Below are 15,421 nucleotides of genomic sequence, written 5' to 3'. Positions count from 1 at the left end.
TGACACCAAGCTATGTATACACTGATGCTATGCGCGCCAGTGACCGGGCCTACACTGCCCTCAGGGAAGACATCATCGAATGGCGCCTTCGGCCGGGCACGGTCCTGGCGGAGGTGGAGCAGTCCGAGCGCCTCGGCGTGTCCCGCACGCCGGTCCGCGAGGCGCTGGGCCGGCTCACCGCTGAAGGATTGACGACGGCGGCAGGAGGCCGCGGCGTCGTCGTTACCGATATCTCACTGGAGAACATCGACGAACTGTTTGAGTTGCGCGAGACCCTCGAAGTGCGGGCCGCGGGCCTGGCCGCCGAACGCGGCGAACCCGGGATCTTCGCCGAACTCCACGCCCAATTGCTGCTGGCTCCCGGACTCCTCAACGAAAACGACCCCACACGGCATGACTACTACGGGCTGGTTGGCCGGCTGGACGATGCCATAGACGCCGCCATTTCGAACACGTATATGGCCCACGCCATGCGCAGCCTCCGCGTCCACCTGGTCAGGGTCCGCCGCCTGGCAGCCGACGACTCCGCCCGGCTTCACGCGGCCGCAGCAGAACACGCCGCCATCGCAGAAGCCATCGCCGCCGGCAACCCCCGGCTGGCCGAAGCCGCAACCACACTTCATTTGCACCGAAGCCTTACCCACGTCAAAGCCACCCACACGCCTGCCTAGAAACACCACTGCCTAGAAGGAGCACCATGGTTAAGAACAATCACGTCCGTGTCTACAAGAGCGAAGAGAACCTCCCTCGCGAGGAACAACTGGCCCACAAGATCGCCGTGGTCGCCGCCGACCCCGTTGACGTTACGCCCGAGGTCACCGACATGGTGATCAACCGGATCATCGACAACGCCTCAGTGGCCATCGCCTCGCTGAACAGGGCACCGATCGTCGCTGCCCGCGCCCAGGCCCTGACCCACGGCCCGTCCGCCAACGGCAAAGGCGCCCACATTTTCGGTATCAGCGAGCAGGTCTCCCCCGAGTGGGCGGCGTGGGCCAACGGCGTGGCTGTGCGCGAACTGGACTACCACGACACCTTCCTGGCTGCGGATTACTCCCACCCGGGCGACAACATCCCGCCGATCCTGGCAGTCGCCCAGCACGTGGGCTCCAACGGCGCCGACCTGATCCGTGCCATCGCCACCGGTTACGAGATCCAAGTGAACCTGGTCAAGGCGATCTGCCTGCACAAGCATAAGATCGACCACGTTGCCCACCTCGGCCCGTCCGCCGCCGCCGGTATCGGCACGTTGTTGGGTTTGGATGTTGAGACGATTTTCCAGTCCGTGGGACAGGCCCTGCACACCACCACCGCCACCCGGCAGTCCCGCAAGGGCGAAATCTCCACCTGGAAGGCCCACGCTCCCGCGTTCGCAGGGAAGATGGCAGTAGAGGCCGTGGACCGCTCCATGCGCGGGCAGACTTCCCCCGTGCCGATCTACGAAGGCGAAGACGGCGTGATCGCCTGGATGCTGGACGGCCCGGACGCTTCCTACGAGGTCCCCCTGCCGCTGCCCGGCGAAGCCAAGCGCGCCATCCTGGACACCTACACCAAGGAACACTCCGCTGAGTACCAGGCCCAGGCGTGGATCGACCTCGCCCGCAAGCTGAACCGCGAGCACCCCGAAACCACGGACCCGGCCAATGTAAAGTCCGTGCTGATCAAGACCAGCCACCACACCCACTACGTGATCGGTTCCGGGGCAAACGATCCCCAGAAGTACTCCCCCACCGCATCCCGCGAAACCCTGGACCACTCCATCCCGTACATCTTCACCGTCGCACTCCAGGACGGCGCATGGCACCACGTGGACTCCTACGCCCCCGAACGGGCCGCCCGCCCGGACACCGTGGAACTCTGGCACAAAGTCACCACGGTGGAGGACCCGGAGTGGACCCGGCGTTACCACTCCCTGGACATCGCTGAGAAGGCCTTCGGCGGGTCCGTGGAAATCACGCTGACCGATGGAACAGTCATCACGGATGAGATCGCCGTGGCGGACGCGCACCCCCTTGGCGCCCGGCCTTTTGCCCGTGAGCAATACATCAACAAGTTCCGCACACTCGCTGCCGGGCTCGTGGAGGACGCCGAAATCGAAAGGTTCCTCACCGCCGTCGAACGCGTCACTGAACTCGGAGCCGGTGAACTGGACCAACTCAACATCACCGCCGCCCCCGGCGTGATCAACCTCGACGCAGCCCCGAAGGGACTGTTCTAAATGCTGTACTCCACAACGACTCCGGAGCAGAAGAGGGTCAGGCTCCGCGAGCTGCTCAGCTCGGGGACCGTGCAGCAGTTTCCGGGCGCTTTCAACCCACTCTCGGCACGGCTGATCGAGGAAAAGGGCTTCGCCGGGGTCTATATCTCCGGCGCCGTCCTGGCCAACGACCTCGGCCTTCCCGACATCGGCCTGACCACCCTCACCGAGGTGGCCACCCGCGCAGGACAGATCGCCCGTATGACGGACCTGCCCTCACTGGTGGATGCCGATACCGGTTTCGGTGAACCCATGAACGTGGCACGGTCCATCCAGGAACTCGAAAACGCAGGCCTGGCCGGCTGCCACATCGAGGATCAGTTCAACCCGAAGCGCTGCGGACACCTGGACGGCAAGAACGTCGTTGACATCGACACCGCTGCCAAGCGCATCCGCGCCGCCGCAGACGCCCGCCGGGACCCGAACTTCCTCATCATGGCGCGCACCGACATCCGCGCAGTCGAAGGAATCGAGGCTGCACAGGACCGCGCCCGCGCTCTTGTGGACGCAGGCGCCGACGCCATCTTCCCCGAAGCCATGCGTGACCTGGGCGAGTTCCAGGCCATCCGTGACGCCGTGGATGTGCCCATCCTGGCCAACATGACGGAGTTCGGAAAAAGCGACCTTTTCACCGTCGACCAACTCCAAAGCGTTGGCGTGAACATGGTCATCTACCCCGTGACGCTCCTCCGCATTGCGATGGGCGCTGCAGAGCGTACTCTGGAATCGATCAAGGCTGCGGGGACCCAAGAGGCTGAAGTGGAGAACATGCTCACGCGTGCCCGCCTCTACGAACTCGTGGACTATGAGGCATACAACCAGTTCGATACCGGCGTATTCAACTTCAAGGTTCCTGGCATCCGCTAGGTTCCAGTTTCATCAAGGGGAACGCAGGGTCCCATCACCGGGCCCTGCATCATGAACGAAGGAGTTCAGCATGGCAGCTGAAGACATCAAAAAGGGCCTTGCCGGCGTCGTGGTGGACTACACCGCCGTCTCGAAGGTCAACCCGGACACGAACTCGCTGCTGTACCGCGGGTATCCCGTCCAGGAACTCGCCGCCAAATGCAGCTTCGAAGAAGTTGCCTACCTGCTGTGGAACGGCGAACTGCCCAACGAATCGCAGCTCGCCGAATTCACGGCCCGCGAACGCGCAGGACGTGCCCTCGATCCCGTCGTCCGGACGGTCATTGATACCCTGCCCACCACGGCACATCCCATGGACGTCTGCCGTACGGCAGCGTCCGTGCTTGGCGCCAGGCACGAACTGGCCGAGGATTCCTCACCCGAAGCCAACATGAAGAAGGCCATCGACCTCTGGGCTGCCATGCCTGCTGTCGTGGCGTACGACCAGCGTCGCCGGCGCGGCCAGGACGTCGTGGAACCACGCGAAGACCTCGACTACTCGGCGAACTTCCTGTGGATGACGTTCGGCGAAGAACAGGTTCCCGAAGTGGTTGAGGCGTTCAACGTCTCGATGATCCTCTACGCAGAACACTCCTTCAACGCCTCCACCTTCACAGCCCGCGTGGTCACCTCCACCCTCGCGGACCTGCACTCGGCCGTGACCGCCGCGATCGGCGCCCTCAAGGGACCCCTGCACGGAGGCGCCAACGAAGCCGTCATGCATACCTTCGATGAGATCGGCATCCGCAGCGAAGAATCGCTGGAGGAAGCAGCATCCCGGGCGAAGACCTGGATGGAAAACGCCTTGGCACAGAAAAAGAAGGTGATGGGCTTCGGGCACCGCGTGTACAAGCACGGCGACTCCCGGGTACCCACTATGAAGGCCGCGCTGGACAAGATGATTGCGCACTACGGCCGGCCCGAACTCCTGGGCCTCTACAACGGCCTTGAACAGGCCATGGATGAGGCGAAGGCGATCAAGCCCAACCTTGACTACCCGGCCGGCCCCACGTACCACCTCATGGGCTTCGACACGCAGGCGTTCACTCCCCTGTTCGTGGCCAGCCGCATCACGGGATGGACCGCGCACATCATGGAGCAAGTAGCTTCGAACTCCCTCATCCGCCCGTTGAGCGAATACAACGGCCCGGAAGAGCGGCACGTGCCCTAGGTTTACGACCTTAAAGCGGAAAAGTACGACGGCGGTCCGGTCACCTTGAGGTGACCGGACCGCCGTCGTCCGAGGTACTAAACCGGACCCACCCAAGTCTCGGTGCGGACGTCCGCCACGTTTTCGTTGTCGGCGGCCAAGGCGACGCGCACCGCGATGCGCTGCCCGGAAATCATGGCCGGCAACCAGTGCTCAGCGTCTGCCCACATACGTTCCACAGGGAGGCGGTCAACAGGGAACCAGGCGGGCGCGATCTCAACGCTTTCGATGGGCTCCCCGTCCCAAGCGCGGGTGAGGAACACGGTAGTGGCCATGTTCCACTCGGGCCTGGCAGGAAAAACAAAATCAACTGTCCCTGCAGGAACAAGGTCCTCCGGTGCCACGACTACGCTAATTTCCTCCATGACCTCACGACAGGCAGCCTGCTCTGCAGTTTCGCCCTTTTCCAGGTGTCCTCCGACGCCCACCACCTTGCCGCGGCCGAAGCCTGTCTTCTTGGTGCCGAGCAGCACGTACTCACCGTCCGCGGCGTCACGAAGGAGGAAGCACAAAGTCACCTGGGCTGCAGTCATGGTGACTACCTTAACCTGTACTCCCCTAGCCATGGCCGCCATTGCTACAGTGAGCCCATGAGCGAAGGTGGGGGTGAGGTGAGCGCTGTCGTGGGCGACGTCGATGAGGTACCTGAGGCGTCCAGCAAAGGCGGGGCCCCTGCCGGGACACGAGGCACCGCTACGACAGAACGCGACAGCTGGCTTCCGCAATGGCTTGTGGCGCGACCACTCTACGCGGGCTGGGCCTGGACGGTCTTCTGGGCCGGCCTCATTGTCCTGGACGAAGTGGTGGATCTGGCTGGCTGGACCTGGTACCTGCTGGTCCTCGCGGCCGCACTGCCCACCCTGATCTCAACTTTGGTGGTACTTCATGCCACGCCACGCCGACACCTCAGGGCAGTGGACGCGACGGTCCTGGGGCATTTCTTTGTCCGTTTCCTGGCGCTCGTCGCAGCCTTCATGGTCTGGGCGGCTTCGGTGGTCATGAGCGCATCGATCTCCACCACCGTGCAGTCCGTGATCGGTGACTCGGAGAAGGAAGTCACGGCGCTCGGGTTCAACCTGATGCTTGCTGCCGTTCCGCTGGTTCTCTCCGTGCTCTGGATGGCGTTCATTGTCAGGTGTGCATGGTTCCTTCGGCGGCTCCGCGGCTGGCGGCAAACACCGGTCAAGACCCGGGTGCCCAAGAAGTTCCTCAAGGGACGCCCCAGGCTCAAGCGGGTAGTGGTTGGCCTGGCCCACCCCGGGCTGTTGCTGGTCGCGGGTCTGGGGACCTCGGTGCTGGCCCTGTTTATCGGGGCCGCGGAGTTCACGCTCAACGTCATCGGTTAGGCGCGGCGCCGGAATGATGTAGGCGGCGGAATGGTGTACTAGCCCAGTGCCCTTGGGTGGGCCGCTGCGTAGATTTCACGCAAAGTGTCCGCTGTGACCAACGTGTAGACCTGCGTGGTGGTCACTGACGCGTGCCCCAGGAGTTCCTGCACCACCCTGACGTCCGCTCCCCCTTCAAGCAGGTGGGTGGCGAAGGAGTGCCGCAGGGTGTGTGGTGAAACATCCTTGGTGATGTTGGCTTTCTCGGCCGCTGCTTTGAGGATGGTCCAGGCGCTCTGCCTGCTGATCCGCCCTCCACGGGCATTGAGGAACAGCGCCGGAGTCCCTTTGCCTTTGGCTGCCAGTACGGGCCTGCCCCTGACGACGTACGCACCAACAGCCCGGGCGCCGTAGGAACCCATGGGCACCAAGCGCTCCTTGGAACCCTTGCCGAACAACCTGACGATCGCGGGTCCACCCCCGGAGTCTTCGAGGGATACGTCGTCCACGTCCAGGCCGACGGCTTCGCTGATGCGGGCACCCGTGGAATAGAGGAACTCAAGGAGCGCGCGGTCCCTGAGTCCGGTGGGCGTGTCCGTGCCGGCGGCCTCCAGTATCCGCGTGACTTCGCCTACGCTGATCGCTTTCGGGAGCCTCTTTCCCGGCATCGGTGGGTGGACATCGCTGGCGGGGTCCGTCGTCGTGGTTTCTTCCAGCGCCCAAAACTTATGCAGGCCGCGGACGGCCACCACTGTCCGCGCTGCGGAGCGGACGCCCAGCGCCGCTGCGCCGTCCGAGCCATCGGACAATGCCTGGACGAATGCCGTGACGTGATGGCGCGTGATATTGCCGGGACGCTCGATCCCTTGCGCCGCCAGGAAGTTCGAGTACCTTGCGAGGTCGCGACGGTACGCGGCCAACGTGTTCGCTGCCAGCCCCTTTTCCACGCCGACGTGCTGCAGGTAATCGGTGACTGCCCGGTCAATGGCAGTGAGGGTGCGGGCAGGCGCCTCCGCCATGCTCAGCGCTGGCTCGGATGTGCGGGCCAGGGCGCGTTCGCAGGACGGAGCTTGGTGAATCCATCGGCCTTCGCTGCTGCGGCCGCAAGGATGCCCAGCACCGCCGAAGGGTTGTGCAGCCGGCCCTCGAGGACGGCTTGGACGGCATCTTCCAGCGGGACCCACTGAAGCTCGATCTCGGCCTCTTCGTCAGTCCTGACGTGCCTGTCCGCTTCCGGAACGTCCGTGATCCCGCGGGCCAGGTAAATCCGTACCGCTTCGCTGGAAGAGCCCGGTGAATTGAAGAAGTCCACCAGGACATTCCAGGTAGCCGCAACCAGGTCCGCTTCCTCGGCCAACTCCCGCGCTGCACCGACCACGAAATCTTCGCCTTCGACATCCAGCAACCCGGCCGGGATTTCCCACAGGTCCATGCCCACCGGATGCCGGTACTGCTTGAGCAGCAGGATCTCGCCGTCCACGTTCATGGGAAGGACAGCGACGGCGCCCGGATGGTCAACGTAGTCACGGACCAGGGTGTCCGTGTCTTCGCTGAGCTGGAACGAGTCACTGACCACGTCCCAAATGCGGCCTTCGTAAACCTTGTTGGTAGACAAAAGACGGCGCGGGCTAGGCATGTCCGAAACCTGCCTTGATGTGCGGGGGGTCTCAGAGATACCGGGCATCGCGCCGTCCTTCGCTAGTACGTTTATTTACTTGGCCGCTACCGCGCGGGCACCGGTCTTCGTTGCCACCGGTGCGCCTTCGCGACGCTCCAGGGCAGCCTTGACCAGGCCTGCGAACAGCGGATGCGGGCGCGTGGGCCGGGAGCTGAGCTCCGGATGCGCCTGCGTCGCAACATAGTACGGGTGCACTTCGCGGGGAAGCTCCACGTACTCCACGAGCTTGCCATCGGGAGAGGTTCCGGAGAACACCAGGCCCTCGGCCGCAATCTGCTCGCGGTACTTGTTGTTGACCTCGTAGCGGTGCCGGTGGCGTTCGCTGACCGTGGTGGTGCCGTACGTCTCGGCAATGACCGAGCCTTCGTCCAGTTTGGCTTCGTAGAGGCCCAGACGCATGGTGCCGCCAAGGTCTCCCTTGCCGTCCACAATGTCCAGCTGCTCTTCCATGGTGGCAATGACCGGGTACTTGGAATCGGGCTCGAACTCGCTGGAGGAAGCCCCTTCCAGGCCAACCACGTTGCGGGCATACTCGATCACCATGCACTGCAGGCCCAGGCACAGGCCAAGGACGGGAAGCTTGGATTCGCGGGCGAACTTCAAAGCACCAAGCTTGCCTTCGAGGCCACGGATCCCGAAGCCGCCGGGAACGCAGATGGCGTCCACGCCGGCCAGGGACTTGGTGGCACCCTCAAGGGTTTCGCACTCGTCCGAAGGCACCCAACGGATCTTGACCTTCGCTTCGTTGGCGAAGCCGCCGGCACGAAGGGCTTCAGTCACCGAAAGGTATGCATCCGGAAGGTCGATGTACTTGCCCACCAGGGCAATCTCGACCTCGTGCTTGGGGTTGTGGACAGCTTCAAGCAGCTTGTCCCACTTGCTCCAGTCGACGTCCTTGAACGGCAGGTCCAGTGCACGGACGATGTAGGAGTCCAGGCCCTGCGAGTGCAGTGTCTTGGGAATGTCGTAGATGCTGGGAGCGTCAGCGGCGTTGACCACGGCGTCGATGTCGACGTCGCACATGCGGCCGATCTTCTCGCGCATGGCCTCAGGCACCTCGCGGTCCGAACGGATCACGATGGCTTCCGGCTGGATACCAATGGAGCGGAGGGCTGCCACGGAGTGCTGCGTCGGCTTGGTCTTCAGTTCCTGCGAAGGGCCAATGTACGGCACCAGCGAAACGTGAAGGAAGAACACGTTGTTGCGGCCCACGTCCTGGCGGACCTGGCGGGCCGACTCAAGGAACGGCTGCGACTCGATGTCGCCCACGGTGCCACCGATTTCGGTGATGATGACGTCCGGAGCGTTCTTGCCTTCGGCGGGCAGGCGCATGCGGCGCTTGATTTCATCGGTGATGTGCGGAATGACCTGCACCGTGTCTCCGAGGTATTCGCCGCGACGTTCCTTGGCGATGACCGTGGAGTAGATCTGGCCGGTTGTGACGTTGGCCGAACCTTCGAGGTTTTCATCGAGGAAGCGCTCGTAGTGTCCGATGTCGAGGTCGGTTTCGGCGCCATCATCCGTCACGAATACTTCGCCGTGCTGGAAGGGGTTCATCGTGCCCGGATCCACGTTCAAGTAGGGATCGAGCTTCTGCATTGTTACAGACAAACCGCGTGCCCGCAGGAGGTGGCCGAGGCTGGAAGCCGTCAGACCCTTACCGAGCGAGGACGCCACACCACCGGTGACGAAGATGTGTTTGGTCGTCTTGGACGAGCCCGGGAACCGGGAATTTACACGGGAATTTGATCGCTGCACCACGGAATTCGAGCTTATCATCAATTACGCCTTCCAAGCGTCTGTTCGGATTCCCCAAATGGTCAATAGTTGCCCAGGACTGCCGGGCAATCAAGAGCCACCGGGGTTTGGAGAGCGGCGATGTGATGGTGCTCGCACTGCCCGTCGCGGTGTTCAAGCCCGCTGCGGCAGGAGTTTCGCGTCGTCCAACAATTCCTGGGCATGTGCCTGCGCGGACTCGGAGTCTTCTTGCCCGGCCAGCATCCGGGCAAGTTCCTTAACCCGTTCCTCCTCGCTGAGCAACTGAACGTCACTGGAGGTGAACCCGGTGGTGGTCTTCCCGTCAGATCCCCGCACGGAGGTTTTGGTGACACGGATGTGCTGATCGGCGAATGCCGCCACCTGCGGCAGGTGGGTCACCACCAGCACCTGGACGTGGCGGGCCAGCATGGCCAGCCTGCGTCCAATCTCGACGGCGGCACGGCCACCCACGCCTGCGTCCACCTCATCGAAAACAAAGGTCGGAACAGGGTCCACTGCCGCCAGCACTACTTCGATGGCCAGCATGACCCGCGAGAGTTCACCACCGGACGCTCCCTTACCCAGCGGCCGGGCAGGGGCGCCCGAATGCGGCTGGAGGAGGAAAGCGATCTCATCGGTACCCCACGGGCCCAACACGCCGCTGCCGTCCACCTCGATGACCAAGGTAGCGTCTGCCATGGCCAAGGCCTTCAGTTCGGCGCTGACGCGCCCTGAGAGGTCCTTGGCAGCCTTGAGGCGGGCTTTGCTGATTGCTGCTGCCTGCTTCCGGAGGGTGGCCTCCGCGGATGCCACCTCTGCGTCCAGGGACTCGATCCGGCTTGAGTCGTCCTGAAGCTCATCCAGCCGCGTCCGCGCCGTGGCAGCCCACTCCAGCACCTCGTCAATGCTCGGGGCATATTTACGGATCAGCTTGGCCAGCGCCGCCCTGCGGTCCTCGATTTCGGACAGCCGTTCGGGCCCTTCCGTATCCAATGCGGCCTGGTAGCTGGACAGGTCCGCGGCAATGTCATTGAGCAGGAACCCGACCTCCGCCAGCCTTGCAGCGGCAGATCTCAGCTCCTCATCATGATCAGCGACGTTCTCCAACGTTCGCTTGGCTGCGTCAACCATGGACGTGGCGTCCCCAGCGTCACCGAATTCCTCGGCGATGAGGGATTCATGGGCGGCCGCGGCCGCCAACCGGAGTTCTTCGACATTCGCCAGCTTCACAGCCTCGGCCTTAAGGGTTTCGTCCTCGCCAGGCTGCGGATCAACGTCATCTATTTCCGTGAGGGCAGCGTCCAGGGACTCCGCCTCACGGTGCCGTTCACGGGCCTCGCTGCGCAAGGTATCAAGTTCGGCCTGGATCGCTTTCCAGTGGTTGTACAGCTCCTGGTACTCCCCCAGGCTCTTTGCCAGGGGCGCACCGGCAAAGCGGTCCAATGCATGGCGTTGGGCTGAAGCACTCTTGAGCCGGATCTGGTCCGACTGCCCGTGGACCACCACCAGGCTCTCCCCCAGCTCGGCCAGCACCCCCACAGGTGCCGCGCGCCCGCCAACGTAGGCCCGGCTGCGGCCGTCGGCACCAACGGTACGGGCCAGCAACAGTTCCGCCACGCCGTCGAACTCCTCAGCCTCACCGCCGGCCTCTTTGGCGCGCTCCACGGCGCTGTGCGCCGGATCAAGCTTCAGTACGGCCTCGGCGGACGCGGACTTGGCGCCGCTGCGAACAGCCCCGGCGTCAGACCGGGCACCGAGAAGAAGCCCGACGGCGGTCACCACCATGGTTTTACCGGCGCCGGTTTCGCCCGTCACGACGCTCAGGCCGGGGCCCAACGGCAGGGCGGCGTCGGTGATGACGCCGAGGTCACGGATTCGGAGTTCTTCAAGCATGGTTCACTTCGCATTCGTGGGTTCGGAGGGTTCACCGTGCCCTGGATCCCGCGGGCTGGGCAAAGGTGCCGGTGACAGCGTCCTGATCACCGGGATGGGGCCGGTGTGGACTTCGCCCCTGCGGGGAGCCGGGCCACGCCAGCCATGGATGGGAAGCTCGAACTTGCGCACGAGCCGGGCCGAGAACGGAGTCTTGTGTGTGCGGGCGAGCCGCACCGGAGTAGCTGAGCGCGTCACTTCCACGCGCGCACCCGGAGGCAGATCCACAGAGCGTCGCCCATCGCACCAGAGCACCCCCAACGCATCCGTCCGGTTCATGATTTCGACGGCCAGCTTGGAACGCGGCGAAACCACCAAGGGCTTGGCGAAGAGGGCGTGCGCGCTGATCGGAACGATGACCAGGGCTTCAACCTCCGGCCACACCACGGGACCACCCGAAGAGAACGCATAGGCTGTGGAACCCGTAGGAGTCGCCATGACCACGCCATCACAGCCGAACGACGTCAAGGGCCGCTCATCCACCTCCGTGACAACCTCCAACATGCGTTCGCGGTTGGCTTTTTCGATGGCGGCCTCATTCAAAGCCCACGTGTGCCAAATCTTCTGGCCCTTGATCCAGACCTGGACGTCGATGGTCATGCGTTCTTCCACCGTGTACTGCCGGCTGGCGATCCACTCGACCGTTTGGGCGAGGTCGGCCCGTTCACTTTCGGCCAGGAAGCCCACGTGCCCCAGGTTGACCCCAAGCAACGGCACATCGACCTCCCGGACCAGCTCGGCCGCGCGAAGGATGGTGCCGTCACCGCCCAAGACCATGACCAACTCCACGTCCTCCAGGCTGACGTGGTCATTAAGGATCTCGATCGGTGTATCCAGGGCGCCGAAGAACCGCTCGATATCGGCAAGCTCAGACTTTTGGAGCACGGGAACCAAGCCTGACGAGTGCAGCTGCGTACACGCATCCCACGCTGCGCGGAGCGATTCCTCCCGCCCTGTGTGGGCAAGGACCAGTACACGCCTGCTCATCGGGTTCTGCTTTCTAGTGGTTCGGCCAGAGTTTCTCGATCAACGCGGCAACGGCTGCGTCCCGCTCTTCGATCTTAGGCAACACCGCAGACATCCTGCGTTTCATCCACAGGAAGTATTCAACATTTCCGTCCTGGCCAGGCAATGGACTGGCCGCCAGGTCCTGCAAATCCAGCCCGGCGTCCACCGCAGCACGGGCCACCTGGGCAACCGCCCGGCGTCGTTCATTCTCCGAGGTGACCACTCCCGACCGGCTCAGCCGCTCCTTGCCAACCTCGAACTGCGGCTTCACCATCAGGACCATGTCGCCACCGGGTTCAGTGCATTGGGCAAGGGGGTAGACCACCAACGTCAACGAAATGAAGGACAGGTCCGCGACCGTCAGTTGTGACGGTCCGCCGATCTGTTCGGGCGTCATGTACCGGACGTTAAGGCCCTCATGGACGTCAACGCGGGGGTCCTCGCGCAGGTACGGGACCAACTGGCCGTGCCCGACGTCCACAGCCACCACCCGCGCGGCCCCTTGCCTCAGCAGCACGTCAGTGAACCCGCCGGTGGAGGCACCGGCGTCGAGACACCGCTTGCCGGCAACCACGACGGCGGGAAACGCCTTAAGCGCGCCGTCCAGCTTATGGCCGGCGCGGCTGGCGTAGATGTCCTCGAGGTGGGCTTCGACAATGAGTTCCGTTGCCGCGTCGACGTGGAGGGCAGCTTTAGCCAGGACAGTGCCGCCGGAACTGACCTTCCCGTCGCTGATGAGCTTGGCAGCGTGGGTCCGGGACCTCGCCAGCCCACGGGAGACGAGTTCCTGATCAAGTCGTGCCATGTGCTAGCTGTCGCCTTCCGGGCGGTTGTTCGAAGGTGCTGAAGGCAGACCTGGTTCAGCATCCAGGGCTTCCAAGAGGGAGTCGTGGATGCCGGCGTACAGCTCGCCATGCTCAGAAACCGGCGACTCCGCAACGTCCGCCAACAGGCCGAGGGCTCTGTCCACCAATGCGTCACCTGTCGGCGTCGTGTCGGCGGGCCACGGGACTACCGCATCCGCCTCAGGCACGGGGGCATTGCTGGGTTCGGTCATCGCACCAGTCTAGTGACTTTGCCATTCCAGCTTTGGAGCCTTCGCCACGTCGGACTCCGGAACGGCAGCCCACCAAGCGGCACACGCCGCCCGCCAAGCATCGATGTCCGCTTCGTCCCCGGTAACAGTGACCGTGCCGTCCACTGCAACTGCGGACGCTGCACCGCAACGGAACGCACCGTCCTCGCTCAGGACCTCCGGGTAAGGGACATAGAGCCCTTCCAGGTCCGCCAACAGGTAGTCGGGGCGCTCATCCGTGCGCGCAGCCAGGATGGTGTGCGTGGTATCCACGCCGGTGAGGACAGCCGCCGTCGCAAATCCTGCGCGGTTGCCGCCCAAAATGTCCGTATCCAAGCGGTCGCCCACCACCAGGGGACGATCCGCGTTAAGCCGCTTCGCGGCAGCATGGAAGAGCGGCGCCTCGGGTTTGCCGGCCACCAAAGGCGTCTTGCCCGTAGCGGCAGCTACCGCGGCGACGAGGGTTCCGTTGCCCGGCGCCATGCCCCGGGCCTGCGGAATCGACATGTCAGTGTTGGTCGCGAACCACATGGCTCCGCCGGCCACCACATACGAGGCCTCGGCCAGATCCTTCCAACCGATCTCCGGATTGAAGCCCTGCACCACAGCTACAGGGTCCTCGTCTGCGCTGTGCACGGGCTTGAGGCCAACCAGCTCGATCTCATGGGCCAGTGCTGCGCTGCCTGTTATCAGGACATGCGCCCCCGCAGGCAGCATGGAAGCAAGAAGCTCCCCTGCTGCCTGGGAGGAACTGACCACTTGATGGTCCTCAGCCGGAGCGCCCAGCTCACGCAAATGCGCGGCGACCTGGGCGGGGGTCCGTGAAGCGTTGTTCGTGACGTAGCCCAGTCCAACACCCACGGTCTCGAGACGCTTCAACGACTCCACGGCTCCCGGGATGGCGTGCGGTCCTGCATAGACCACGCCATCCAAATCAGAGAGGACAGCATCAAAGGATGAGATCAGCGAATCAGCCATTCCGGGAGTCGGCGTTCTCGTCGTCAGACTCTTCGTTGCCAGTCTCGTCAGTCTGGTCCGCCTCGTCCGCCTCGTCCGCCTCCGCGGAATCGATATCCGACTCGGCATCGTTGGACTCAAAGTAGTCCGACTCCGCGTCATCGAGTTCGACCTCGTCGTGCTCAACGTCCGCTGCCGCCGCCTCGACGGTGACCGTCTCAGTCTCAGGCTTCACGACGTCGGCGTCCCGGGCCGGCTTCTCGAAGCGCGGCTTACGCGCGGCTTCTTCTTCCCGCTCGTCCCAGCCCAGGTCAACGATTTCAGGTTCAGCGAAGTCCCCAACGCCAAGCGCATTCTCAGCAACCAAGGCCTGGCGGGCCCACTTCTCGGACTCCTTAGTGCGGCCCACTGCGGCCAAAGCCTCTGCGTAGGCGCGGAAAAGGCGCGGGCTGTACGAGAACGCCCTGTTAATGTCCAGCTGCGGGATCTCCAGTTCGCTGACAGCAGCGTCCAGCTGGTCCAGGTCCGCACGGGCGCCCGATGCCACAATGGCAAGCTCCACCTTGCCCGGAGCGTCAAGGTCCTGCGCCTCAGGAGAGCGAACCATATCCAGGGCACGGTCCGGACGGCCCAGGCCACGCTCACAGTCAGCCATCACCGGAAGGTGGACGTTCGAACCACTGATGCGGCGGTAGGTGCGGAATTCACGCAGAGCCTCACCATAGTGGCCGGCAGCGTAGGCCGTCAGCCCGACAGCTTCACGGACCACAGAGAGACGTCCACCGCGACGGCTTGCAGCCAACGCGTGCTGGAAAGCAAGCTCAGGCTCAATGTCGATCAGGCGGCCAGCCATGACCAGGTGCTTTGCAACCCAGCCCGCGCTCTGCTCCTCGAGGGTCTTGATCTGGTGGCCGGTGGCGCGGTCAAGTTCTTTGCCCGTAACGTCGTCGTCGATCTCCGGAGAGCGTTCGCGGTCAGGGCGGTTTGCGCTGCGGATGTCCTTGGCGTTCGGAACCCGGGCAGGACGCTCTTCCCAGGAGTTGCCGCGGTCGCTTCGTTCACTGCCGAACGAGCGGCGGTCACCATCACGGGCCGGGCGGTCGCCGCGGTCGTTGTTGAAGGGGCGGCGGTCGCCACCGTCGCGGCGGGGGCCGTCGAAGTTCCGCGGGCCGCGCTCAGGACGATCACCGAACGGCTTACGGTCACCACGGTCGTTGTTGAACGGACGGCGGTCGCCACCGTCGCGGCGGGGACCATCGAAGTTCCGCGGGCCGCGCTCAGGACGATCACCGAACGGCTTACGGTCACCACGGTC

General features: G+C 64.1%; 14 protein-coding genes and 1 pseudogene. 5 read left to right on the top strand and 10 right to left on the bottom strand.

Annotation, left to right across the window (positions count from 1 at the left end):
• The first annotated feature begins 29 nt into the window (after positions 1 to 29).
• From ABHM97_RS18260 to ABHM97_RS18245, 4 genes are all read left to right on the top strand, one after another.
• Complete coding sequence (locus tag ABHM97_RS18260; RefSeq protein WP_349471765.1) at positions 30 to 671, top strand: GntR family transcriptional regulator; 642 nt, start codon at positions 30 to 32, stop codon at positions 669 to 671.
• Positions 672 to 697: 26 nt separating this feature from the next.
• The gene (locus ABHM97_RS18255) at positions 698 to 2,218 is read left to right on the top strand and encodes an MmgE/PrpD family protein (protein WP_349471764.1); all 1,521 of its coding nucleotides are present in this window, start codon (positions 698 to 700) and stop codon (positions 2,216 to 2,218) included.
• Positions 2,219 to 3,124, top strand: a complete 906-nt coding sequence (prpB, locus tag ABHM97_RS18250; RefSeq protein ID WP_349471763.1) for a methylisocitrate lyase — start codon at positions 2,219 to 2,221, stop codon at positions 3,122 to 3,124.
• Between the two features lie 70 nt (positions 3,125 to 3,194).
• On the top strand, positions 3,195 to 4,334 hold the full coding sequence (locus ABHM97_RS18245; protein WP_349471762.1) for a bifunctional 2-methylcitrate synthase/citrate synthase: 1,140 nt from the start codon (positions 3,195 to 3,197) through the stop codon (positions 4,332 to 4,334).
• A gap of 77 nt (positions 4,335 to 4,411) precedes the next feature.
• Here the strand turns inward: ABHM97_RS18245 and ABHM97_RS18240 are convergent, their stop codons facing one another.
• Positions 4,412 to 4,906 carry an 8-oxo-dGTP diphosphatase gene (locus ABHM97_RS18240; RefSeq protein ID WP_349471761.1) on the bottom strand — a complete coding sequence of 165 codons (495 nt, stop codon included), beginning with the start codon at positions 4,904 to 4,906 and terminating at the stop codon, positions 4,412 to 4,414.
• A 57-nt stretch (positions 4,907 to 4,963) separates the two neighbouring features.
• Between ABHM97_RS18240 and ABHM97_RS18235 the strand changes: the two genes are divergently transcribed.
• Positions 4,964 to 5,719 (top strand): MFS transporter, encoded by a 756-nt coding sequence (locus ABHM97_RS18235; RefSeq protein WP_349471760.1) that lies wholly within the window; start codon positions 4,964 to 4,966, stop codon positions 5,717 to 5,719.
• Positions 5,720 to 5,757: 38 nt separating this feature from the next.
• Here the strand turns inward: ABHM97_RS18235 and xerD are convergent, their stop codons facing one another.
• The 9 genes and pseudogenes from xerD to ABHM97_RS18190 all read right to left on the bottom strand — a co-directional run.
• Positions 5,758 to 6,717 (bottom strand): site-specific tyrosine recombinase XerD, encoded by a 960-nt coding sequence (gene xerD / locus ABHM97_RS18230; RefSeq protein WP_349471759.1) that lies wholly within the window; start codon positions 6,715 to 6,717, stop codon positions 5,758 to 5,760.
• A 2-nt stretch (positions 6,718 to 6,719) separates the two neighbouring features.
• Positions 6,720 to 7,382, bottom strand: coding sequence for an NUDIX domain-containing protein (locus ABHM97_RS18225; protein ID WP_349471758.1), 663 nt, complete (start codon positions 7,380 to 7,382; stop codon positions 6,720 to 6,722).
• Positions 7,383 to 7,409: 27 nt separating this feature from the next.
• The gene (gene pyrG, locus ABHM97_RS18220; RefSeq protein WP_235520388.1) at positions 7,410 to 9,155 is read right to left on the bottom strand and encodes a CTP synthase; all 1,746 of its coding nucleotides are present in this window, start codon (positions 9,153 to 9,155) and stop codon (positions 7,410 to 7,412) included.
• 132 nt (positions 9,156 to 9,287) lie between these two features.
• Complete coding sequence (recN, locus tag ABHM97_RS18215; RefSeq protein WP_349471757.1) at positions 9,288 to 11,027, bottom strand: DNA repair protein RecN; 1,740 nt, start codon at positions 11,025 to 11,027, stop codon at positions 9,288 to 9,290.
• A 3-nt stretch (positions 11,028 to 11,030) separates the two neighbouring features.
• Positions 11,031 to 12,053 carry an NAD kinase gene (locus tag ABHM97_RS18210; RefSeq protein ID WP_235520386.1) on the bottom strand — a complete coding sequence of 341 codons (1,023 nt, stop codon included), beginning with the start codon at positions 12,051 to 12,053 and terminating at the stop codon, positions 11,031 to 11,033.
• Between the two features lie 13 nt (positions 12,054 to 12,066).
• Positions 12,067 to 12,879, bottom strand: a complete 813-nt coding sequence (locus ABHM97_RS18205; RefSeq protein WP_235520385.1) for a TlyA family RNA methyltransferase — start codon at positions 12,877 to 12,879, stop codon at positions 12,067 to 12,069.
• A gap of 3 nt (positions 12,880 to 12,882) precedes the next feature.
• Positions 12,883 to 13,131, bottom strand: a complete 249-nt coding sequence (locus ABHM97_RS18200) for a hypothetical protein (RefSeq protein WP_349471756.1) — start codon at positions 13,129 to 13,131, stop codon at positions 12,883 to 12,885.
• 9 nt (positions 13,132 to 13,140) lie between these two features.
• A complete protein-coding gene (locus tag ABHM97_RS18195) occupies positions 13,141 to 14,127 on the bottom strand; it encodes an HAD-IIA family hydrolase (protein ID WP_349471755.1) in 987 nt (328 codons plus the stop codon).
• A pseudogene (locus ABHM97_RS18190) lies at positions 14,120 to 15,421 on the bottom strand (hypothetical protein); the annotation flags it as partial. The gene ABHM97_RS18195 and the pseudogene ABHM97_RS18190, both read right to left, overlap by 8 nt.

The organism is Paenarthrobacter sp. CAP02 (genome assembly GCF_040137855.1).
Taxonomy (GTDB): Bacteria; Actinomycetota; Actinomycetes; order Actinomycetales; family Micrococcaceae; genus Arthrobacter.
The sequence above is the reverse complement of the archived record's forward strand: the minus strand, read 5'-3'. Positions and strand labels throughout refer to the sequence as shown.